Below are 23,442 nucleotides of genomic sequence, written 5' to 3'. Positions count from 1 at the left end.
GACTCAGCTCACGATCATGATCGCCGAGGCCGTGACCCCCACAACGACGATGAAGGCGCGCATCGCCACCGGCGGCAGCTTCCGGCCGAAGCGCGCGCCTGCCAGGCCACCCACCGTCGAGCCGAGGGCGATCAGCCCGGCGGCCGTCCAGTCGATGTCCGCGACGACGATGAAGAGGATCGCGGCGACGCCGTTGACGAGGGAGGCGAGCACGTTCTTCGCGGCGTTCAGGCGCTGCAGGTCGTCCAGGAGGAAGGCGCCGAACAGGCCCATGAGCAGGACCCCTTGGGCGGCGCCGAAGTAGCCGCCGTAGATGCCCGCGGCGAGGACCCCGCACCACATCGGTATGCCGCCGTCGTTCTTCCCTGCGTTCTCGCGGCCCTTGAGCCTGCGGGCGAGGCGGGGCTGCAGCAGGACCAGCAGGCAGGCGGTCAGGATGAGGACGGGGACCACCGCCTGGAAGGCGTCGGCGGGCAGCCGCAGCAGGAGCAGCGCGCCGGTCAGGCCGCCGATGAGGGAGGCCGAGCCGAACCGCACCAGGCGCCGGAACTGTCCCTTCATCTCCCGGCGGTACCCGTACGCGGCGCTCAGGGTGCCCGGCACCAGGCCGATGTTGTTGGACACGTTGGCGAGCACCGGCGGGAAGCCGAAGGCCAGCAGGGTGGGGAAGGTGATGAGGGTGCCCGACCCGACCACCGCGTTGAGTCCGCCGGCCGCGACACCGGCGGCTCCGACAGCCACCATCTCGAGCGCTTCCACACGTCACCTTTCCTGCCGCGTCAAGGGGCCGCTCCCCGGGAGCCGTGGCCCCGGGCCGACGCCCGTCGCCGGGCTGCCGCCCGGACTGGAAGCGATCTTGGTGCACGGTGAAAACCCAAGTCAATCCTAGGGATTCCTTGTATCCCTCCAAGGCATGGCTTGGAGCCTCTCAGGGGGTCAGCCTGGCGGCGCGCGTCCGCAGATAGCGGGCCTCGGGGCGGCTGAGGGTGCCCTGGGCCGCCAACTGGTAGGCGGCGCGGGCGCCTTCGGGGTCGCCCGCCTTCTCCAGCAGATGGGCCCGTACGGCCGCAAGGCGGTAGTGGCCCGTCAGCTGTTCCTCCAGTGCGGCCAGCTGATCGAGCCCGGCCCGCGGTCCGTACACCATCGCACAGGCGACGACCCGGCCGAGTGCGGCCATGGGCTCGGGGGTGCGGCGTACGAGATGGTCGTACAGGGCGAGGATCTGGGGCCAGTCGGTGGCCGCCGCGCTCGGGGCCTCGTCGTGCAGGGCCGCGATCGCCGCCTGCAACTGGTAGACGCCCGGCGGGCCTTGGGAGAGTGCCTCCTCGACGAGGGCCGTGCCCTCGGTGATCGCCCGCCGGTCCCAGCGACCGCGGTCCTGCTCGTCGAGCGGGATGAGTTCGCCGTGCGGCCCGGTCCGCGCGGCCGTGCGCGCCTCGGTGAGCAGCATCAGCGCCAACAGGCCGGTCACCGCCGCCTCGTGGGGGAGCAGACGGCGCACCGAACGCGTCAGGCGGATCGCCTCCCGGGCGAGGTCCGCGCGGTGCAGCGCGTCACCGGCCGTGGCCGTGTACCCCTCGTTGAAGATCAGGTAGAGCACCTGGAGGACGGCCGCGAGCCGTGCGTCGCGGTCCTCGGGGCCCGGCTGCCGGAACGGCACGCCCCTGACCTTCCCCTTGGCCCTGCTGATGCGCTGGGCCATGGTCGCCTCGGGCACCAGATGCGCGCGGGCGATCTCGGCCGTGGTGAGGCCGCCGACGGCGCGCAGCGTCAGGGCGACCTGCCCGGCGGGGGGCAGCTCCGGGTGACAGCACAGGAACAGCAGTGTGAGGGTGTCGTCGTCGGCCGGGGCGCGGCTCTCGCCCGGCGGGGGAGCGGTGAAGGCGTCCCTGGGCGTGAGCAGCGCCGCGTCCTCCTCGCGCCTGCGCCGTGCCTCGTCGGCGCGTAGCTGGTCCGTGAGGCGGCGCGCGGCGACCTTGATCAGCCAGCCCCGCGGATTGTCGGGCAGCCCCTGCTCGGGCCACTGCCGCGCCGCGGCGAGCAGCGCTTCCTGGACGGCGTCCTCCGCGGCGCCGAAATGTCCGTACCGGCGTACGAGCGCGCCGAGGACCTGCGGGGCGTGCAGCCGCAGCAGGTCCTCGACCTCGGTCGTACGTCTCAACATTCGCCGCCCGAGGCATCCTGGACGGGACGGATCACGACGGGCGGTTCGACGAGCCCCTCGGGGCCGGGGCACTGAACGATGCGTCGGGCGATCTCCGTGACCCGCTCCAGGCTCTCGCAGTCGACCAGCCAGTACCCGGCGAGCACCTCCTTCGTCTCGCCGTAGGGGCCGTCCGTGATCACGGGGCGGCCCTCCTTGTCCGCGCTGACGAACCGGGTCTGCGCGGGTGCGGTGAGGCCTTGCGCGTCGACGAGCTCACCGGACTCGGCGAGGTCGTTGGTGATCTCGCCCATGAAGGCGAACATCGCCTGCAGTTCCTTCTCGCTCCAGACCGGGCGGCCCTCGGAAGGCTGGCCCGCCATCGCCTCGTAGTCGGCCTGCGATCCCTGGACCATCACCAGATACTTCATGGCTTCGCTCCTCAGCTGCGCCGTCACCCCTCGTGGGCGACTTTCACAGGGGACGTCGGAGCGGACGGCGCGTTCTCGACGACCCCCGGGAAAAAAGTTCCGGGACAGGGCGGCGGAAGGGACTGACGCGAAAATCCTATCGACGAACGGCGGCGAACTCCTGTCGGCGCCGAGTTCACCCGAGGTGGACCGGAGCCGCGCCCTCGGTGGTCTCCTGCTTGCCCGCGGTGATGGCGAAAGCGGTGACGGCGAGGCCGGCCAGGAACATGATGCCCGCGCCGACAAAGGCCAGGGTGTAGCCGTGGGTCAGTGCGTCGGCCGCCTTGGCCGCCAGGCCGTGGTCCTCGGTGGCCAGGCCCCGGTAGAACGAGGCGGCCGCGTCGGGCAGCCGGTCGTTGGCCGCCGAGGTGGAGACGGTGGCCAGCACGGCGAGGCCCAGGGCGCCGCCGATCTGCTGGGCGGTGTTCAGGAGCGCGGACGCGATGCCCGTCTCCTGGTCGTCGACTCCGCTGACCGCGCCCAGCGTCATCGGCACGAAGCCCATCCCGAGGCCGAGCGCGGTCACGAACATCGCCGGCATCAGGTGCCCGGCGTACGACGAGCCGGGGGTGAGCGTGGCGAACCAGAACATGCCCACGGCTGCCACCAGCAGACCGGGTCCTGCGATCGCCCTGGGCGCGAGGCGGGTGACGAGCTTGGCGCTGAGAGCGGCCGCGACACCCATGCCGAGGCTGAACGGCAGGTTGGCGAAGCCGGTCTTGACGGCGCTGTAGCCCAGGATCAGCTGCATGTAGAGGGTGAGGAAGTAGAAGGTGGCCATCATGCCCGCGCCGATGAACAGCATCGTGGCGTAGGACCCCGAGCGGTTGCGGTCCTTGAAGAGCCGCAGGGGCATCATCGGGTCCGCGGTGCGGCTCTGGACCAGCAGGAAGGCGCTGAGCAGGACGGCGGCGACGGCGAAGCAGGACAGGGTCAGGCTGTCGGTCCAGCCGTGCTCGCCGCCGCGGGTGATGCCGTAGACCAGGGATATGAGGCCACCGGTGCCGGTGATGGTGCCGGGGAGGTCGAGGCGGCCGCGGTGGCGTTCGGCCTCGACGAGCGTCCTGGTCCCGGCGAGCACGGCCAGGCCGATGGGGATGTTCACGAAGAACACCCACCGCCAGTCGAGGGCGTCGGTGAGGACGCCGCCGAGGAGCAGGCCGACGGTGGCGCCGATGCCGGCCATGGCTGCGTAGACCCCCATCGCCTTGTTGCGCGGCTTGCCCTCGGGGAAGGTCGTGGCGATCAGGGACAGGGCGCTGGGCGCCGCGATCGCCGCGCCGACACCCTGCAGGATGCGTGCGCCGATGAGCAGGCCCTCGTTCGGGGCGAGGCCGCCGAGCAGGGAGGCCAGGGTGAACAGGGCGATGCCCACCTGGAACATCCGCCGTCGCCCGAAGAGATCCCCGGCCCTGCCGCCGAGCAGCAGCAGTCCGCCGAAGGCCAGCGCGTAGGAGTTGACGATCCAGGCGAGGTTGGCGTCGGAGACGTCGAGGGCGGTCTGGATGCTGGGCAGGGCGATGTTGGTGATCGTGCCGTCGAGCACCACCATCAGCTGGGCGGCGGCGATCACGAAGAGGGCCAGGCCGAGGTGGCGGCCGCCGGGCGGGGCACCGGGGGAGTCCGCCGGTGCGGGGGCGGTGACAGCTGTGCTGTCAGCAGACATGAAAGAGCTCCAGAACGAGGCGTGGACACATATCGCCGGAACGGAAAAGGCATGGAAGAGCCGCTTCCATTTCGGCGTGAGGGGCTATGGCGAACCGCTGCGAAGAAGGGTGAAAGGGCGGCCCGGCCCGGGACGAAAGGAAACCCTAACACCAGATAGCCGCTGGTAGACGCCTCGATTTGCGATCCCCGACGGAGATCTACGACGGACTTGACATTTCCCGTCGCTTCCTAGGCTACGACTTTCTTGGGCCTTATCGATTTCACTTGCATTCTTGCTCGATTTGTGAGCAATGAATGAATGCGAAGGCTCCGATTCGTGTCCACACTCCGCCCCCGAATGCAAATCGGAAGGTGGGGTGGAAGGCGAAATGAACTAGTGACGCCACGGCGGGGGCGAGGGGGAGACCGGCGAGCGGCGTCACGACCGCGGCGTGCACCATGCCGCTCTTGGGGTCCTCGCCCGCGCGCAGTGCCTTCCGGTAGCGGAAGAGCAGGAACAGGATGTAGTCCGTGCCGACGCCGAACGAGGAGCAGCACCACGATGATGGCGATCGTGCCGACGCCGACGAGCGGCCCCGCCCGCCGGGACGCGTCGCTCTCGTCGAGCGCCTGAGCCGCGGAGCCGGTGATTCCGGCCGCCAGGCCGCCCAGGACCGGCCGGACCGGGCGCCCCGCCACTCGAGCCACCGGATTCGCGGTGGCTCACGCGCTGCGGGGCGCCCGGTGGACGTCAGAAGTTGATCATGTGCCCGGCCAGGCCGTGCACCGCTTCCTTGACGGCCTCGCCCAGCGTCGGGTGCGCGTGGACGTTGCGCGCCACCTCGTGGACGGTCAGGTCCCACTGCTGGGCCAGGGTGAGCTCGGGCAGCAGCTCGGTCACGTCCGGGCCGATCAGGTGGGCGCCGATGATCTCGCCGTACTGGTTGTCGCTGATGATCTTCACAAAGCCGACCGTGTCGCCGAGGCCGTGCGCCTTGCCGTTCGCCTGGAACGGGAACTTCGCGACCTTGACGTCGAAGCCCTTCTCCTTGGCCTGCGCCTCGGTCCAGCCGAAGCTGGCGATCTGCGGCTGCGAGTAGGTCGCGCGCGGGATCATCGGGTAGTCGAGTTCCATCGTCTCGGCGTCCGCGAGGGTCTCCGCGGCCACGACACCCATGGCCTCGGCGGTGTGCGCCAGCATCAACTTCGCGGTGACGTCGCCGATGGCGTAGATGTGCGGGACGTTCGTACGGCAGCGGCCGTCGATGTCGATCGCGCCGCGCTCGGTGAGCGCCACCCCCGTCGCCTCCAGGCCGAAGCCGCCGACGTTCGGCGCGAAACCGATGGCCTGCAGCACCTTGTCGGCCTCAAGGACCTGCTGCTTGCCGTCCTTGCCGGTGACGGTGACCTTGACCTGCTCGCCCGACTCGTCGAGGGACTCGACGCGGGTGGAGGTCATGACGTCGATGCCGAGCTTGCGGTACTGCTTCGCGAGCTCCTTGGAGACGTCCGCGTCCTCCAGCGGCGCGACCCGGTCAAGGAACTCGACGATCGTGACCTTCACGCCGTAGTTGTGCAGGACGTACGCGAACTCGATGCCGATCGCGCCCGCGCCCGCGATCACGATGGAGCCGGGCAGGGTGTCGGCGAGGATCTGCTCCTCGTACGTCACCACGCGCTCGCTGCGGCTCGTGCCGGGCAGCAGGCGGGGCGTGGCGCCGGTGGCGATGACGCAGTTGTCGAAGCCGATCGTGGTGGTCGTGCCGTCGGACTTCGCCACTTCCAGCGTGTTGGCGTCGAGGAACGTGCCCCGCCCGTCGAACTCCGTGATGCCGTTCTTCTTCATCAGGAAGTGGACGCCCTTGACCCGGCCGTCCGCCACCGTACGGCTGCGGCTGAACGCCTCGCCGTAGTCGAAGGACACCTGACCGTCGACCTTGATGCCGTACGTCTTCTGCTCGTGCGTGAAGAGGTGGGCCAGCTCGGCGTTGCGCAGCAGCGCCTTGGTCGGGATGCAGCCGACGTTGAGGCAGACACCGCCCCAGTACTTCTCCTCGACGACTGCCACCCGCTTGCCCAGCTGGGCGGCGCGGATGGCGGCTACGTAGCCGCCGGGTCCTGCTCCGAGCACAACGACGTCGAAGCGGTCTTCCATGGGGGAGGTCCTCTCTGGGTGGTACGGATCCAGTGGTGCGGATGGCGCTCTGCCACGATCATCCGGCATGTGGGCGGCCTGACGGGCGGCGGGTGGGGCACGCCACAGGCCGCACCGGCGACCCGGGCCGGAATGTCACCCGTAGGGGCCGCCAACCGCCCCTACCCCTAAGTGTGTTGGAGATTCGACAGTTCGTTCACCCGAACGTGGATCACGGGCTAGTGTCGCGACAGAGAACACGTTCCGTAAATGCCACGGGAGAGGTGGAGAACGCGCTGTGGAGAGTGAGAACCAGGCCGAGACGATGTCCATTCCTTACGACGTCCCGACCTCGGCGCGAGGCTACGGCTGGATGCTGGGCGGCAAGGACAACTACGAGGTGGACCGGAAGTTCATGCTCTCCACCGTGCCGTCGTTCCCCGAGGTCGTCGACATCTGCCGACAGAATCGCCAATTCCTCTTCCGCGCGGTGCGCTATCTGACGCGTGAAGCGGGTATCCGCCAGTTCATCGACATGGGCTGCGGACTGCCCACCGACAACAATGTCCACCAGGTCGCCCAGCGCTTCGCCCCCGACGCCCGCGTCGTCTACGTGGACAGCGACCCGATCGTCCTCGCGCACGGCCGCGCCCTGCTCGCCGAGGACTCCTCCACGACGGTCATCATGGGCGACATGCGCGACCAGGAGGCGATCCTGGACCACCCCGACGTGGCGCGCCTCATCGACTTCGACGAGCCGGTCGCCGTGCTCTTCCTCTCCGTGGGACACCACCTCGTCGACGCCGACGACCCGGTCCGCATCCTGCGGACGATCATCGACCGCGCGGCGCCCGGCAGTCACGTGAGCTTCTCGCAGGTCGTCGCCGAGGACCCCGAGCGCGGCGCGGCGATGACCGCGCACATCGCCGGCGGCGGCGTGCCCTGGCAGACCCGCACGCCCGCCGAAGTCGACGTCCTGTTGGAGGGGTTGGAGCCCGTGGAGCCCGGCGTGGGGAACCTCGTCGACTGGCGCCCCGACCCCGACCAGCCCGAGCTCGCCCCGGTCCACCCCGACCTTGAGCCGTATCTCGGCGTGAGCGATTCCAACAAGGGGATCTACGAGTACGGGGGAGTGCTGCGCAAGCCGCTGGGCTGAGCCGACGGGGAGCCGGTCGCCCCCGCGGCCCCCTGCGGCCGGTTGACCGGAGGCGGTCGGCACCCCACAATGACGACCATGATCCAGCACCTGACCGCCGCGGTACGGACGTTCGGCGTCCCATGGCGGCGCGGGTGCGAACGATCGGGCCGCTAACTACGGAGTCCGCTCCGCCCGCCCGCCGTTCCCGCACCCCGAAGGATCAGACCCCATGACTGCCGCACCGCAGCTCCCTGTCACCCCCGCCCTGCGCGAAGCGCGCATACCCGCCGACGGCATGTACGAGGGCCGCCGCACCCTGCGCCGCCTGCCCGAGGGCTGGCAGGAGCACCCCTACGAGCTCTTCGACGTCGTACCGCGGGGCCGTGTCATCGGCGCCGAGATCCGCGGCGTCGACCTCGCGCGCCCGCTGACGCCCGCCCTGCGCGACGAGCTGAACCGCGCCCTCCTGGAGTGGAAGGTCCTCTTCTTCCGCGGCGCCCGCATCACCTCCGAGGAGCAGCGCGCCTTCGCCCTCAACTGGGGCGACCTGGAGACCAACCCGCTGCTCGCGCGCGGCTCGGCCGACGACGTCGTCCGCTTCGACAAGGGCGGCAGCGCCACCCCCACGTACGAGAACGTCTGGCACGCGGACGTCACCTTCCGCGAACGCCCCGCGCTGGGCGCGGTGTTGCAGCTGCACGAGGTGCCGCCGTTCGGCGGGGACACCATGTGGGCGGACATGGCGGCCGCCTACGACAACCTCCCCGACACCGTGAAGGCCCGCATCGACGGCGCGCACGCGGTGCACGACTTCATCCCCGGCTTCACCCGGTTCTACGGACCCGACAAGCTCGCCCCGCACCAGGACCGCTTCCCGCCGGTCACCCACCCCGTGGTGCGCACGCACCCGGAGACCGGGCGGCGGATGCTCTTCGTCAACACCTCCTTCACCACGCACATCGTCGGCATGGACCGCGAGGAGAGCGACCGCCTCCTCGGTTACCTCGTACGGCAGGCCCACGTGCCGGAGTACCAGGTGCGGTTCCACTGGCAGGCGGGCGACATCGCCTTCTGGGACAACCGCGCCACGCAGCACTACGCCGTCGACGACTACGCCCCGCACCGCCGGGTCGCGGAGCGCGTCGCCATCGCGGGCGACCGCCCGTACTGAGGTCGGAGCCCCACCGATGACACATCCGCCCGCGGGCGCCCTGACCGGACTCAGGGTGCTCGACCTGTCGCGGGTCCTCGCCGGTCCCTACTGCGCCCAGATGCTCGCCGACCACGGGGCCGACGTCATCAAGGTGGAGCCCCCGGCCGGTGACGAGACCCGCGGCTGGGGGCCGCCGTTCGTCTCGCCCGGCACCTCCGCGTACTACCGGAACCTCAACCGCGGCAAGAAGAACATCGTCGTCGACCTCTCCGTACCGGAGGGGCGGGACATCCTCGACACGCTCCTGTGCGACACCGACGTCCTCGTCGAGAACTTCAAGGCCGGCACCCTCGCCAAGTGGGGCTACCCCGAGGACGAGCTGCGGCGCCGCTTCCCCGCCCTCATCCACTGCCGCGTCACCGGCTTCGGCACCGACGGACCGCTCGGCGGACAGCCGGGTTACGACGCGGTGCTCCAGGCCTACGGCGGCCTGATGAGCGTGAACGGCGAGCCGGACGGGGCGCCCCTGCGCGTCGGTGTCCCGGTGGTCGACCAGGTCACCGGGATCCTCGCCTTCTCCGGCATCCTGCTCGCCCTGCACGAACGCCACCGCTCCGGCCATGGCCAACTCGTCGACTGCACCCTCCTGGACACCGCCGTCAGCCTGCTCCACCCGCACTCGGCCTCCTGGCTCGCCGACGGCACCGTGCCGCGCCGCACCGGTTCGGCGCACCCCAGCATCGCCCCCTACGACTCGTTCACGGCCGCCGACGGACCGCTCTTCGTCGCGGTCGGCAACGACCGGCAGTTCGGCGCGCTCACGGACGTACTGGACGTCCCGGCGCTCGCCGATGACCCGCGCTTCGCCACCAACCCTGACCGCGTCCGTCACCGGCACGAGCTGCGCGCCGCCCTGGAGAAGGCCATCGCCGCGCGGCCCCGCGCCGAACTCGCCGCACTCCTCACGGCCCGTGGCATCCCTGCCTCACCCGTGCACGACGTCGCCGAGGCACTGAGCGCACCCCAGGTGCGCCACCGCGGCCTGGTCGTGGAGGACGGCGACTACCGGGGCCTCGCCTCGCCCGTCTCCCTGTCGCGCACTCCGGCCCGGGTCCTGCCCGAGGTGCGGGACGCGGGCGCGGACACGCGGGAGGTGCTCGCGGCAAGCGGCCTCGATGACGAGGCGGTCGAAGGACTGGTGCGGCGAGGAGTGGTGCGGCCCGCCGTGACCTGGGACGACGCGTGATTGTCAGTGGCGGGTGCGAGGGTGATCGGCATGACACCACTGCGACTCACCGACATCGAGGCGGCGCTGCGGACGAGTTGGGGCGCGGACACCGCCGACCCGCGCTCCGCCGAGACCTGGCCGCCGGGCAACCCGGAGCGGGACCAGTGCGGCGTCACCGCGCTCGTCCTGAACGACCTGCTGGGCGGCGAGCTGATGGTCGGTGAGGTGTACGCCGGTGGTGAGCGCACGGGATACCACTGGTGGAACCGTCTGGCATCGGGGTTCGAGATCGACCTCACCCGCGGGCAGTTCCTGCCGGGCGAGACCGTGACGGACGGCGCCCCGGTCACCCGGCCCCCGGAGATCCGCCACTGCCGCGAGCAGTACGAACTGCTGCGCACCCGGGTGCTGAGCAGACTCGCCGAGCAGCAGGGCAGGGACAGCCGGGCGCCGAGCGCTCAGGCCACGTCGTAGACGTCGAGCCGCCCGCACATCCCGAACCTGCCGCGGGCGGCGGGCTGTTCGGCCCGTACCGCTGTGTGCGCGAGGTAGTCGGCGTCGCCGCGCGCGAGCCGGTCGAGCTGCGCGCCGGTCGCCGCCGCCGCGGCGGCCGCCCCCGTCTGCCAGCGCTCCCGCCACCGCGCCGCCAGCGGGCGGACCAGTGCGACCGCCGCACGGTGGAAGGCCGCCAGCGGCTCCGGATCCCCGGCCTCGCTCGCCGCACGGAGCTCGGTGAAGCCCTCGACGGCCAGATCGCGGCGGCGCCGGGCCGCAGCCGCCAGCTCCGCCTCGCCGCCATCGGCGGGCAGGGTGGCCGTGGCCCGATAGGTCCCGGGGTCGGCGAGGAGCTGGGGCGGCAGGGTCAGTACGGCGTCCCCGGCCTCGGGGAGCCCGCAGTTCTGCATGAGGACGTTGACGGTCAGGCCGCCGTCGTTCACCAGACGGTGGATGGTGCCGGGCGTGAACCACATGAGAGAGCCCGGGGAGAGCGGGGTCTCGCGGAAGCCGTCGGCGGTGAGGGTCTGCACGGCGCCGCTCCCGCCGGTCACCGCGTACCCCTCCGAACACGTCAGGTGCAGATGGGGTGTTCCCCCGCGACGCCCGTCGGTGGCGAGCCAGTCGTACACCCTCAGACGCGACACTCCGATGCCGCCAGGAAGGCCTTCGTAGAGGGGGAGTTGTCCGGAGAAGGGGAAAGGGAGCTCTTCGTGCTGCACCATGGGCCCCTCGCGACGTCGGCTGTGGCTGGGTGAGAACACTACGGCCCCCGGTGTCGCCCGACACCGGGGGCCGCCCCGCGTCCCGGCCGCCTTCCCCCACGAAAGGTCACCGGGACTCCCCTGAGTGTGGTTTCAGGGTCTGGTCCGTCAGAAGGACAGTGCAACGCCCTTACCGAGACCAGCCTTCATCTCACACTGGTTCGCGAAGGACTCGGACCAGCTGACGTGCTTGCCGTTCCAGACGCCGGCGACGGTGACCGTCACGGGCCGCCACTCCTTGGTACAGATGGCGTCGGACGTGGTACCGACCAGCTCGGCGAACTGGCCGTTGACCTGGCCCAGTTCGGCACAGGCCGCCGCCGCGGCGGGGTGGCTGCCGCCTGGGCGCGGCGCGCAGGTGAGCGTCACAGCGCGCTCCACCGTGGCGGAGTCGGCGTCCTCGCCCTGGCCGACCGTGAACACCAGGGCGGACGGCGCGTGGAGGCTCCTCGTCTTCGGGGCCTCGGCCTGCGCGGTGCCTGCTGTCGCGGCGAGGACGCAGGTCGCCGCGGCAGCGGCTGCTCCCACGGCCTTGAGGGTGCGACGCATGGTGGACTCTCCTTCGATCGATGCGGTTGGTGACTGCGGTGAGGAGTCTTGCCTGTGCGGAGAGTGAATGCCATGCGGATGGTCGATTTCCGGATGCGCCGGTCCGGTGAGCGGACTCCGTACGGGCGTTCGGGCAGCTCAGGAGTGGTGGGAGAGACCTCGCCCCACCTGTCCAGCATGTGGACTTTCGGCATTGGTATAAGGGCGAACCAACTTCTGACCTGCATAAATGAAAAATTGGTTCTTACTTCGACGATCTGCATCGACCGGAAATCATCGGTGAAGACGCTGTGGATTGGCATCGGCGCCCTCGGTGCTGCCGCGCCCGTCGGGCGGCAATGCTGCGGACACGCAGTTGACCCCGCGCGCACGGGGATGTTTCGACCGCGTGGCCGACGCCTCAGGCGCGCGGCCGGGGGCGGTCACCGCATTCGGGACGGCGATCTGGGTCACTTGCGGCATAGCGCGTCGTCTTCGAGGTGCTCCGCGGGCGGATGACCTGAACCCGGACACCTGGGACTACATCATCGACGGCGACAGAAGGCGCCCGGTTGGGGTGGTTTGGGTCATTGAGGGGCGTTCTGACGTCTAGCTAGCCATTCGCTGTGCGACAACTCCGGCGCGATGCAAACGTCCGTTGTGCTCACAATTTGATCACTTTGGGTGAACGGCATGATCAACTCTACGGCGAATACGGGCAAGTTTGTTCCTTTTTGCCCTCAAATCCTGTCTCTGGCCCTATGTGATGACTGCATACAGTCCTGGCTTAGTTCCCTCTCTGAGGGAAAGTTCATGTTTGTCTGTAGCTGGGGTGGAATATGTGGGGGTGCGCGCCATTGCGCGATGCGAGAGGGGTCCTGGCAGGCTTGGTGAGTCTGGGTGTTGCGGCTGGTCTGACGCCGGCCTTTGCGGCTTCGGGGTCCGATCTGTCACACCTGGGCCGGGCGGTGACGTCAGCTCAGAAGGCCGACGGGAAAGGCCAGTTGAGCACGAATGCCGCCATTGCCGAGGCGAAGCGGACCGGCAAGCCGGTAGAGGTGGCATCGCTGCGTGGTGAGTCCAGGGATATTTTCGCCACCGCTGACGGGAACCTGGAGGCGCGGGAATATCTGCGCCCGGTCCGGGTCCGGTCCGGCGACGGCTGGAAAGAGGTCGACACCGAGCTGGGCGAGGCGTCGGATGACATGGTCGCCCCGAAGGCGACGGCGGTGGGTCTTGCCTTCTCCGGTGGCGGGGCCGCCCCGCTGGTGCGGATGACCAAGGCGGGCCGTGCTCTGGAGCTGTCCTGGCCAACCAGGTTGCCCGAGCCGCGGCTCGAGGGGGATACCGCCACGTACGCCGATGTCCTGCCGGACGTCGACCTGCGCATGGGGGCGCAGGAAGACGGCTTCACGCAGCTTCTCGTGGTCAAGTCCGCCAAGGCAGCACACAGTTCGGAACTTGCCGAGCTGCGACTGAAGCTCAACGCGGACGGCATGGATGTACGCGAGGCCGCGGGGGGTGGTCTGGAGGCGCTCGACAAGGGGGCAAAGAGCCCGGTGTTCGAGGCTCCGACCCCGGTGATGTGGGACTCGAGCACCAGTAACGCCGACGCCCGGCAGCCCGGCGTGAAGGTGAGGAAGCGATACGCCGCGGCCGAGCGCAGCGAGGAGGGGCAGCACCCGAAAGGGGAGCGTGCAGTCGCCGAATCCGGCAAGCTCGCCCAGGTCGGGGTCGAAGTTCCCGACAGTGGAAAAGAGTTGGTGCTGAAGCCGGACGCGGATGTATTGAAGGGCAAGGACACCACGTACCCGGTGTTCATCGACCCGCAGTGGTACTCGCCGCGGGCGGCGGCGTGGACGATGGCCTCGAAGTACTGGGCGGGCTCGCCGCAGTGGAAGTTCAACGGCGATCACACGGCCGGCCTGGGCTACTGCAACTGGTCCTACTGCAAGCCGCACGACACCAAGCGGCTCTTCTACCGCATCCCGGTATCAAAGTTCGCGGGCAAATCGATCCTGTCCGCCGAGTTCGTGGTGCGCAACACCTGGTCCGCATCGTGCGATGCGCGCAGCGTGGAGCTGTGGCAGACCAAGGACATCTCGTCGTCGACGACGTGGAACTCACAGAACGCGTCGGGCTTTTGGAAGAAGCAGCTGAAGTCGCAGTCCTTCGCGCACGGCTACAACGGCTGCGCCTCCAAGGATGCGGAATTCGACGTGAAGTCGGCCGTCCAGTCCGCCGCGAACAACCGCGACTCGACGATGACCTTCGGTATGCAGGCCGGCAGCGAATCGGACAGGTACGGCTGGAAGCGCTTCTCCGACAAGGCGTTCCTGCGCGTGAAGTACAACCGCCCGCCGCCGCAGATGAAGATGTCGCAGCTCAGCATGGAGTACGGCGGTGTCTGCAAGCGGCCCGACAAGGCAGCGAGGGTGCGTACCCTCGGAAAGATCAAGGCCAAGGACGTCACCGACCCCGACAAGGACAGCGTGTCGGTGCAGTTCCAGGCCAAGTGGGACACCGGAGACGGCAAGGGCCTGATCGCGCGCTGGAAGCCGGCACGTACGTCGGCGAAGAAGTCCGGTGCGAGCTTCTCCGTCAGCCTGCCGAAGTCCATCCCGGCCAATAAGACCGTGCACTGGTACGTGCGCTCCTACGACGGGGCCCAGTACTCGCCGTGGTCGCACGCAGGGGACCCGACCGGCTGCTACTTCGTGTACGACACCAGCGTTCCGAAGGCTCCCTCGCTCGCCTCGGGCGCATACCCGGCCTCGGACCCGGAGAATCCCGACGATCCGTGGTTCGACGGCGTTGGACAGTACGGCACGTTCACGCTCAAGTCGTCCTCCAAGGACGTCGATCGCTACCGCTACGGCATCAACACCGATCCCACTGCCAAGCACGAGATCTCCGCATCCGGCGGCGCCGCCAAGGACGTAAAGGTGCTGCCCGGCAAGCCGGGCCTGAACTTCGTCACGGCCCAGGCCTTCGACAAGGCGGGCAACGGCTCCGAGATTCGGCTCTACGAGTTCCGCGTGAAGGCCGGTCAGCCGGAGAGGGCCACCTGGCAGTTGGATGAAGCGAAAGACGCCAAGGAGGCTGCGGGATCCACCCCGGCCCGCGCCGCGGCCCTGCACGGCGGGGCGACTCCTGGCGCACCGGGCGTCCGTGATCGTGCACTGCGGCTCGACGGCACCAGTGGCTACGCGGCCACCGACGCCCCGGTGGTTGACACCGACCGCGGCTTCACGGTCTCCGCCTGGGCGAAGCTCGACAAGAAGCCGGACGGCGCAGCCGTCATCGCATCCCAGCCGGGCAACAGCCGCCCGGGTTTCGAGCTCTACTACTCCGCGCACCTCGATCGGTGGGTGTTCAACCAGTACGTGGCCGACACCCCCGAAGCCTCCACTGTCCGAGCCATGGCCGACAAGCCGGGTGGGGCCGGCGTCGGCAAATGGACCCACCTGGTGGGCTCCTACGACAGCATCGACAAGAAGATTCGCCTCTACGTCGACAACAAGCTGGCGGGTGAGGCCCCACTGCCGCACGCCTGGAACGCCCGGCGGGGCCTGATGATCGGGGCGAGTTCATACGACGGCACGCCCGGCTCGTACTTCCCCGGCACGATCGACGACGTCCAGATCTTCGACAAGCGGATCGCCGCCGACGAGGTCGCCAAGCTGAACCGGCACGAGTACATCGGCGACCCCGGGCGCCCCGCGGTCGCGCTCTTCGCACTGGATGAGAACGCCGACGCGACCGAGGTGCAGGGACACGGCGACGTACTGCCTGCCGTCTACCACGGCGGCGTGACCACAGGCCGGCCCGGTGTGACGGGTAAGGCCACGAGATTCAATGGCACCGACGGCTACGCGCGCATCGGCAGGACCAGTGGCCCGCATGTGAACACCTCCCGCAGTTTCACCGTCTCGGCCTGGGCCAAGCTGGACAGGAAGCCGGACGGCGCGGCGGTCATCGCCGCCCAGGCGGGCAAGGAACGCCCCGGCTTCGAGCTGTACTACTCGTCCGCCTACGGTCGGTGGGTATTCAACCAGTACTCATCCGACGCCGCCGACGCCAAGCCCGTACGCGCCATGCAGCCGGACGGCGCCGGCGTCCCCACCGGGGAGTGGGCGCACCTGACGGGTGTTCACGACACTGTCGCCAACACCTTGACCCTGTACGTGAACGGCACCAGGGCAGGCTCGACCAAGCTGGCCGGGGCCTTCTACGCCGACCAGCCGATGTACATCGGCGCCGGCTCCTACGGCGGCCACGTCACGAACCACTTTCCCGGTGAGATCGACGACGTGCGACTCTACGACCGGCCCGTGTCGGCCGACGAGGTCCGTCAGCTGTTCCGGCAGCGCGCCCTGGTCAACGGCCGCTGGATGTTCGATGCCGCCGCCGACGGCTCGGTGCCGGACGAATCCGACCGGGGCAACGGCATGGCCTTGCACGGCAGCGCCCGGGTAGACGCCGCCGGCCCGTACATCGGAGACAGTGGGCTGGTCCTGAACGGCTCCAGCGGCTATGCCGCCACCTCCGCCGTGCCCGTCGACACGGGTGCGAGCTTCACCGTCACCGCGTGGGCGCAGGCCGCAGCGCTGCCCAAGGGCGGGGTGTCGCTGCTGAGCGCGGGGGGCACCAAGCAGAGCGCGTTTTCGATCCGCTTCGTGCCCGACGCCAAAAAGCCGGAGGGGCCCGGACGCTGGGAGGCGGTCGTGCCCGACACGGACGGCGGCGCGCCCACCGTGCGGCGCATCGCGCACAGCGACTTCTTCGATGTGCGGGAGTGGAACCACCTGGCGTTCGTCTACGACGGTTTCGCCAGGGAGGCCCGGCTCTACGTCAACGGTGCGCTACAGGAGGTGGCCTGCTCGGACAACGACGGCGACGGCGGCGCTGACGACGCAGGCTGTGCGGATCTGTTCTCCCGGGGCGACAACGTCCTGTCCTTCAAGGCGTCGAAGTCCCTGCAGGTGGGCCGCGCGAAGACCAACGGCGCCTGGGGCGGCTACTGGCCCGGGGCTGTGGATGACGTGTGGGCCTTCCAGGGCGCCCTGACGGACGGCCAGGTCGACTGGCTTGCCCGCCAGTGGTTCGACGTACCGACCGAGATCCCCTCGGACGAGTGAGCAACGGGGCGCGTCCGGACCCTCGGACGCGCCCCCACACTCCACCTTCCTTCTCTCCTTCAAACGAAGTTGTCCGGCGCCGCAGATCGGCGTGCGCCGGTGCGCCCGCATGCGCTCCAACCAAAGATTGATTCCAGAAATGAACGCCAGATCCAGACCACGCCGCGCCTTTGGGCTGCGTCGGAGCGTCGCTCTTGCTGTATCCGCCGTAGTGGTGGGCTCATTGCTCCAGGCGGCTGCCACCTCACCGGCATTCGCCGGTGGAAATGACCGCCCCGGCCTCCCGTCGGCCGAGAGGCCAGTGCACGGCCACAACGGCGTCGAGACCGAGCCCCGCACGGTGGAGCAAGGGCCGAAGACTCCCGCGCGCAAGCCCAGGGCCGCCTGGCCCGAGGCCGGTGCGGCCGTGGTGAGCGTCGAGGAGCCCGCGGCGGCTCCGCGCCGACTGAGCGCGCGGACCAAGACGGATGCTGCTCCATCGGAACCCCCAAAGGGTGTTGCCGCACGCGTGTTGGCACATGAAGCGGCCGAACGAGCCGGTGTGAAGGGAGTGCTGTTCACCCTTGAGGCGAAGAGCGCAGCGGGGGAGAAGGCGGGGAAGGCAACGCGCGGCCGGCCCGGCACGACCAGGGCGAAGCTCGACTACTCTGCCTTTGCCGACGCGTTCGGCGGAGGATACGCCTCCCGCCTCACCCTTGTCGAGCTCCCGGCCTGCGTCCTGAAGACCCCCGGCAAGGAACAGTGCCGTCATCCCCACCCGGTCGAGGCGTTCAACGACACGGAGAAGAAGACCCTGACGGCGTCCGCAGTGCAGCTGCGCGCTTCGGTGCCGACGGTGCTTGCCGCGGTCGCGGACGATAAGGGCGAGAACAGCGACTTCAAGGCCACCTCGCTGTCACCCTCAGCCACTTGGGACACGGGCCTGCGCACGGGGGACTTCTCATGGTCGTACGACATGCCCGTGCCGGAGGTACCGGGCGGCCTGAAGCCCGAGGTAGGACTGTCCTACTCGTCCGGCTCGATCGACGGGCGCACCGGGTCGACGAACAACCAGTCGTCCTGGGTGGGTGATGGCTTCGACCTGTGGCCGGGCTACATCGAACGGCGCTACAAGCCTTGCGCCAACGACGGTGAGAAGCGCGCGGACGGCAACAAGCCGGGCGACCAGTGCTGGGGCCACGACAACGCCTTCATCACCTTCGACGGCAAGGGCGGCGAACTGGTGCCCGTCGGCGACGACGAGTTCAAGTTCAAGAAGGACGACGGCAGCCGCATCAAGAGGCTGAAGTCCACCAGCCGCGCCAACGGCGACAACGACGGCGAGTACTGGCGCCTGACCGACCCGCAGGGGGTGCGCTACTACTTCGGCTACCACCGCCTGCCCGGCTGGAAGGACGGCAAGGCCACCACGAACTCCACGTGGACAGTGCCGGTCTTCGGCAACAACGCGGGCGAGCCGTGCCACAAGGACAAGTTCGCCGACTCCTGGTGCCAGCAGGCATGGCGGTGGAACCTCGACTACGTCGTCGATCCGCACGGCAACGCGATGGCGTACTACTACGACCAGGAGGAGAACTCCTACGGCCGCAACCTCAAGGCGCAGGACGATACCTCCTACACCCGCGGCGGTTCGCCGAAGCGGATCGAGTACGGCCTGAAGTCGTCCTCGATGTACGCGTCCAAGCCGCTGGCCAAGGTTGATTTCACCACCTCCGAGCGCTGCATCGCCGACGGCAGGACCGACTGCGAGGACATCGAGAAGGACGCCTTCTACTGGTACGACACGCCCTGGGACCTGAACTGCAAGGCGGGAACCAAGTGCGACAAGGGCCGCCTTTCCCCGTCGTTCTGGACCCGCAAGCGCCTGACCGGTGTCACCACGCAGATCCTCAACGATGACAAGTACAGCGAGGTCGACTCCTGGAAGCTCGGCCACCGCTGGGGCAAGGCAGACGTCGACTACCAGCTCCTGCTCGACTCCGTGCAGCACACCGGACACACCGCCAAGCCGGCGGTGACGCTGCCGAAGACCAGCTTCGCCTACACCCAGCTGCCCAACCGCCTGGACAAGACCGGCGACGGCTACGCTCCGTTCATCAAGGCTCGCCTGTCCACGGTCGCCGACGAGTCCGGCGGCCAGGTCGACATCAACTACTCCGAGCCGACCTGTAGCTGGAGCAAGCTGCCGACGCCGCAGTCGAACACCACGCGTTGCTTCCCGCAGTACATCGGCGGGGACGCCAACGACGACCCCGAGCGGCAGTGGTTCAACAAGTACGTCGTCACCTCGACGGTCAAGACCGATCGCACCGGCGGAGCTCCGGACGCCGTCACCGCCTACGAGTACCTGGGGGACGCGGCCTGGCACTACGACGACGATGACGGTCTGACCAAGGACAAGTTCAAGACCTGGTCGCAGTGGCGAGGCTACGGTCACGTCCGGGTCAAGTCCGGTGGCCAGGGCGGCGGTTCGGCCCTGAAGACGCAGTCGGATGCCTACTTCCTGCGAGGTCTGGACGGCGACCGCCAGCAAAGCTCCGGCGGCACGAAGTCCGTCAGCGTGGCCCTCGGCGCCGGAGAGGGCGACCCCCTCACCGACCACGAGTCAGCGGCCGGATTCGAGTACAAGACCGTCACGTATTCCGGTCCCGGCGGCAAGGTCCTGACCAAGACGGTGAACCGCCCCTGGCACCACCTCACCGCCAAGAAGGTCCGCGACTGGGGCACGGTCACCGCGAACTTCACCGGCACCTCCGACAGCAAGACCTGGACCTCACTCGACGACGGCGCGGGCAAGGACTGGCGCACCACCTCAGTGGAGACGACGCACGATACGGTCGCAGGCCGTGTCACCCAGGTCGATGACCGTGGCGACAACGCTACGGACGCCGACAACCAGTGCACCCGCACCAGTTACGGGACCAACCCCGACAAGAACATCCTGACCCTGCCCTCGCGGGTCCAGACCGTGGCCGTCAAGTGTGCCGACACTCCCGACCCCACCGAGCAGATCGTCTCCGATGTGCGCACCGCCTACGACGGCGGTGGCTACGGGGACACCCCGACCAAGGGCGACGCCACGGCGACCGCGACGCTGAAGCAGCACGACGGCACCAAAGCCACCTACTTGGAGTCCGGCACGACCTACGACGGTTATGGGCGCAAGCTGACGGCCACCGATCTCACCTCGATCGTCACCGTCACCGGCAAGGGCGAGCCGGTACGCACGATCCGCAAGGACGGGCGCACCACCACCACCGCCTACGCCCCGGCCACCGGCTTCGCCGCAAGAATCACCGAAACCACGCCACCGGTCAGGGCCGGCGACGTCGCCTCGACGCAGAGCACGGTCACCGAGGTGGAACCGCTGCGCGGTCAGCCGAAGGCGACGGTCGACACCAACGGCAAGCGCACCGAGTTCTCGTGCGACGCACTCGGCCGCTCCCACAAGGTGTGGCAGGCCGACCGCCGCACCAGCCAGACGCCGAGCTACGAGTTCAGCTACTTCACGGACGAGGGCAAGCCGGTCGCAGTCCGCACCCAGACGTTGAACAACAACGGCGGCCAGGTGGCCGCGTACACGCTGTACGACGGCTTCCTGCGCGAGCGCCAGACGCAAGCGGTGGGCCCGGACGGTGGCCGCATCCTGACCGACACCTTCTACGACGAGCGCGGCTTGGCCACCAAGGCGTTCGCGCCGTACTACGCGGAAGGCAAGCCGAACCGGTCACTGTTCACGCCGAGCAAGGCGCTGAGCGTGGAGTCCCAAACCCGCACCACCTACGACGGCCTGGGCCGTGCGGTGCAGGATCAACAGATCGCGGGCAACGGCGACGGCGGCAAGGTCCTGGCGACCACCAAAACCGTCTACGGCGGCGACCGCACGACGGTCATCCCACCGGAGGGCGGCACGGCCACTACCACGCTCGTTGATGCCCGCGACCACAAGACCGAGCTGCGCCAGCACCACACGCGCAGCGTGAGCGCGGCCTTCGACACGACGAAGTACAGCTACACGCCGCGCGGTGAATTGTCCGCGGTCACCGACCCGGGCGGCAGTACCTGGACCTACAGCTACGACCAGATGGGCCGCCAGACCGGGACCAGCGACCCCGACAAGGGCACCACTACGAGCACGTACGACGATCGCGGCCAGGTCATCACGACCAAGGACGCCCGTGGCACCGTCCTGGCCAATGTCTACGACAACCTGGGCCGTCGCACCGAGCTGCGCGAAGGCACCACCTCGGGCGAACTGCGCGCCAAGTGGGGTTACGACACCGTCGCCGGGGCCAAGGGGCAACTCACCGAGTCGACCCGTTACGTGGACGGCGCCGCGTACACCTCCAAGGTCACCATGTTCGACCGGCTCTACCGGCCGATGAAGACCGCCCTGGTCATCCCCGAAAAGGAAGGGGCCCTGGCGGGCACGTACGAGACCGGCACCAAGTACACCCCCGCCGGCCTGGTCGGCGGAGTCAGCTACTCGCAGGCGGGTTCCCTGCCCGGCGGCGGCTACTCCACCACGTACGAGAAGGAGACCCTGCGCCCCACCAAGGTCCTGGCCCTCGGCCTGCAGGCCGAGACCAGCTACTCCCTGACGGGCAAACCGCTGCAGTACACCCTGACCGGCACCGGCACCGGCACCGGCACCGGCACCGGCACCGGCACCGGCACCGGCACCGGCGACCACGCGGCCGGCAAGAAGGCGTGGGTCACCAACTCCTACGAGTGGGGCACCCAGCGCCTGGCCACCGCCCGCGTCGAGCGTGAGGGCCAGCCGGGCGTCGACCAGCACGACACCTACCGTTACGACCAGACGGGCAACGTCCGATCCGTCTCGGACGTCTCGCGCACCGGTGTCGACACACAGTGCTTCGCCTACGACCATCTGCAGCGCATGACCGATGCCTGGTCGCAGGGCGACAAGACCTGCGCCGACGCCCCGGCCAGTGCCAAGCTCGGTGGCCCGGCGGCGTACTGGCATTCCTACACGTTCGACGAGAGAGGCAACCGCCACACCGAGACACTGCACGACGCGTCCGGCGAGAAGGGCAAGGACGTCCGGCGCACCTACGGATACCCCAAGCCCGGTGAGTCGCAGCCGCACACCCTGACCTCGCTGACCACCCAGCAGTCCGGCAAGACCGACATCCTGGACTCCTTCGCCTACGACGCGACCGGCAACACCACCACGCGCACGCAGCACGGGGCGGTCCAGCGGCTGGAGTGGGATGCCGAGGGGCACCTGGCGCAGCTGACCCAGCCGGTCGACGACGGCAAGGGGAAGAAGCGGGACGACGTCTCCGAGTACCTCTACGACACGGAGGGCAGCCGCCTCATCGCGCGTACCCCGTCCGGGACCACCCTCTACCTCGGCCACACGGAAGTCACTCTCCCCAAGGGGGCAAAGAAGCCGAAGGCCACCCGATACATCCCGCTGGGCGGGGGACACCAGGCGGTCCAGGAGGACGACGGCACGGTCTACTTCATCACCGCAGACCATCAGGGCACCGGCCAGCTGGCCATCGACTCGAAGGGTATGAAGCTCAGCCAGCGCCGCACCCTGCCCTTCGGCGGGCCGCGCGGTGACGCCTCCCCGTCCTGGCCCGGAACCAAGGGCTTCGTCGGCGGCACCGACGACACCTCCACCACGGGACTGATCCACCTGGGAGCCCGTGAGTACGACCCGGCCACGGGCCGTTTTCTCTCCGTCGACCCGCTGATCGAGCCGGACAAGCCGCAGGCTCTCAACGGCTACACCTACTCCGAGGGCAACCCCGTCACGTCAGCCGATCCCACCGGCATGGCCTCGTTCAAATGCTCGGGCAGCAGTTGCGGCGCCCAGGTGAGGTTCCAGGAGAGCCACAGCGCGCCGAAGTTCGGGACGGGGCAGACATGGCGAGCGAAGTACCCGAACTACCCACGGAGCAATCTGACGCGAAAGCAGGAGCTGGGGCAGCGGGCCGGTGCCGCGTACCGCAGCGGCGTCACCCTGAGCGGTGTGCACCTAGACCCGAACGCGACGCAGATCGTGTCCATGTGGTTCATGGGAGCTACCCCCAGCGTCTACAACTTCAGTGATGCGGACCGCTTCACGGCCGGTGTCCGCGAGCACATCTGGCTGGCCGAGGTGCGCAAGTACTTGTCGCACCGTAAGGGCTCCAAGATTGGCGAGGGCATCGTCGGGCTCGACTACAAGACCAAGTACGGTGCCGCGATGAGCGGTCTGCCGCTGAAGGGAATGATGGCCGGAGAGGTGTCCGACGCCCTGATGCAGATGCTCGGGTCGGAGGAAGCCGACGCAGGGGCCACACGCGCCGTCCTCGGGTCGTTCAACCTGAACGCCACGGTGACGAAGTATAACAAGCTCAACAAGAAGGGGACGGTCGAGTTCCAGCTGACTCAGAAGATGACCGTCGAATCGCTAACGCGTGGGGTATCGGAGTCCGGATACAATTCCGGCGCGAAGGATCCGGCCGCCAGCGCGATTTCGGAGACCGCGAAGTCGGTGTTCCCGAACGGACAGCGTGACCTCGTGTTCAACGTCCGATGGACGGAACAAATAGGCATGCCTGCCCCATCCAAGTAGAGAACTCGT

The 23,442-nt window shown here is 68.9% G+C and carries 13 protein-coding genes and 1 pseudogene; 6 read left to right on the top strand and 8 right to left on the bottom strand.

Going from position 1 to position 23,442, the window contains the following annotated elements:
* Positions 1–3 precede the first annotated feature (3 nt).
* From ABZ953_RS28945 to lpdA, 6 genes and pseudogenes are all read right to left on the bottom strand, one after another.
* Complete coding sequence (locus ABZ953_RS28945) at positions 4–759, bottom strand: sulfite exporter TauE/SafE family protein (RefSeq protein WP_361729582.1); 756 nt, start codon at positions 757–759, stop codon at positions 4–6.
* A 169-nt stretch (positions 760–928) separates the two neighbouring features.
* Entirely contained in the window at positions 929–2,164 is a 1,236-nt protein-coding gene (locus ABZ953_RS28940) for a sigma-70 family RNA polymerase sigma factor (RefSeq protein WP_361729579.1), read from the bottom strand.
* Positions 2,158–2,574, bottom strand: a complete 417-nt coding sequence (locus tag ABZ953_RS28935; RefSeq protein ID WP_361729577.1) for a YciI family protein — start codon at positions 2,572–2,574, stop codon at positions 2,158–2,160. The genes ABZ953_RS28940 and ABZ953_RS28935 overlap by 7 nt, the downstream gene beginning before the upstream one ends.
* Before the next feature lie 175 nt (positions 2,575–2,749).
* A complete protein-coding gene (locus ABZ953_RS28930; RefSeq protein ID WP_361729574.1) occupies positions 2,750–4,279 on the bottom strand; it encodes a DHA2 family efflux MFS transporter permease subunit in 1,530 nt (509 codons plus the stop codon).
* 430 nt (positions 4,280–4,709) lie between these two features.
* Positions 4,710–4,911: pseudogene (locus ABZ953_RS28925) on the bottom strand (MMPL family transporter); the annotation flags it as partial.
* 100 nt (positions 4,912–5,011) lie between these two features.
* Positions 5,012–6,415 carry a dihydrolipoyl dehydrogenase gene (gene lpdA, locus ABZ953_RS28920; RefSeq protein WP_361729571.1) on the bottom strand — a complete coding sequence of 468 codons (1,404 nt, stop codon included), beginning with the start codon at positions 6,413–6,415 and terminating at the stop codon, positions 5,012–5,014.
* Between the two features lie 277 nt (positions 6,416–6,692).
* On the opposite strand from lpdA, the gene ABZ953_RS28915 reads away from it, so the two are divergent.
* From ABZ953_RS28915 to ABZ953_RS28900, 4 genes are all read left to right on the top strand, one after another.
* On the top strand, positions 6,693–7,550 hold the full coding sequence (locus tag ABZ953_RS28915; RefSeq protein ID WP_361729568.1) for an SAM-dependent methyltransferase: 858 nt from the start codon (positions 6,693–6,695) through the stop codon (positions 7,548–7,550).
* A gap of 277 nt (positions 7,551–7,827) precedes the next feature.
* The gene (locus ABZ953_RS28910) at positions 7,828–8,703 is read left to right on the top strand and encodes a TauD/TfdA family dioxygenase (RefSeq protein WP_361729759.1); all 876 of its coding nucleotides are present in this window, start codon (positions 7,828–7,830) and stop codon (positions 8,701–8,703) included.
* A 16-nt stretch (positions 8,704–8,719) separates the two neighbouring features.
* A complete protein-coding gene (locus ABZ953_RS28905; RefSeq protein ID WP_361729565.1) occupies positions 8,720–9,931 on the top strand; it encodes a CoA transferase in 1,212 nt (403 codons plus the stop codon).
* Positions 9,932–9,961: 30 nt separating this feature from the next.
* Entirely contained in the window at positions 9,962–10,387 is a 426-nt protein-coding gene (locus tag ABZ953_RS28900) for a hypothetical protein (RefSeq protein ID WP_361729562.1), read from the top strand.
* Here ABZ953_RS28900 and ABZ953_RS28895 read toward each other — a convergent pair.
* Together ABZ953_RS28895 and ABZ953_RS28890 are read right to left on the bottom strand one after the other, a co-directional pair.
* Positions 10,372–11,133 carry a cupin gene (locus ABZ953_RS28895; RefSeq protein WP_361729559.1) on the bottom strand — a complete coding sequence of 254 codons (762 nt, stop codon included), beginning with the start codon at positions 11,131–11,133 and terminating at the stop codon, positions 10,372–10,374. The two genes, ABZ953_RS28900 and ABZ953_RS28895, sit on opposite strands and share 16 nt — an antisense overlap.
* Before the next feature lie 147 nt (positions 11,134–11,280).
* Positions 11,281–11,721 (bottom strand): subtilase-type protease inhibitor, encoded by a 441-nt coding sequence (locus ABZ953_RS28890; RefSeq protein ID WP_361729556.1) that lies wholly within the window; start codon positions 11,719–11,721, stop codon positions 11,281–11,283.
* Positions 11,722–12,905: 1,184 nt separating this feature from the next.
* Here ABZ953_RS28890 and ABZ953_RS28885 point away from each other — a divergent pair.
* Positions 12,906–16,841 (top strand): LamG-like jellyroll fold domain-containing protein, encoded by a 3,936-nt coding sequence (locus ABZ953_RS28885; protein WP_361729756.1) that lies wholly within the window; start codon positions 12,906–12,908, stop codon positions 16,839–16,841.
* A 139-nt stretch (positions 16,842–16,980) separates the two neighbouring features.
* The gene (locus ABZ953_RS28880; protein ID WP_361729553.1) at positions 16,981–23,433 is read left to right on the top strand and encodes an RHS repeat-associated core domain-containing protein; all 6,453 of its coding nucleotides are present in this window, start codon (positions 16,981–16,983) and stop codon (positions 23,431–23,433) included.
* Positions 23,434–23,442: the final 9 nt, after the last annotated feature.

The sequence above is a fragment of the Streptomyces sp. NPDC046465 genome, assembly GCF_040646035.1.
In the GTDB taxonomy this organism is placed as follows: domain Bacteria; phylum Actinomycetota; class Actinomycetes; order Streptomycetales; family Streptomycetaceae; genus Streptomyces.
The sequence above is the reverse complement of the archived record's forward strand: the minus strand, read 5'-3'. Positions and strand labels throughout refer to the sequence as shown.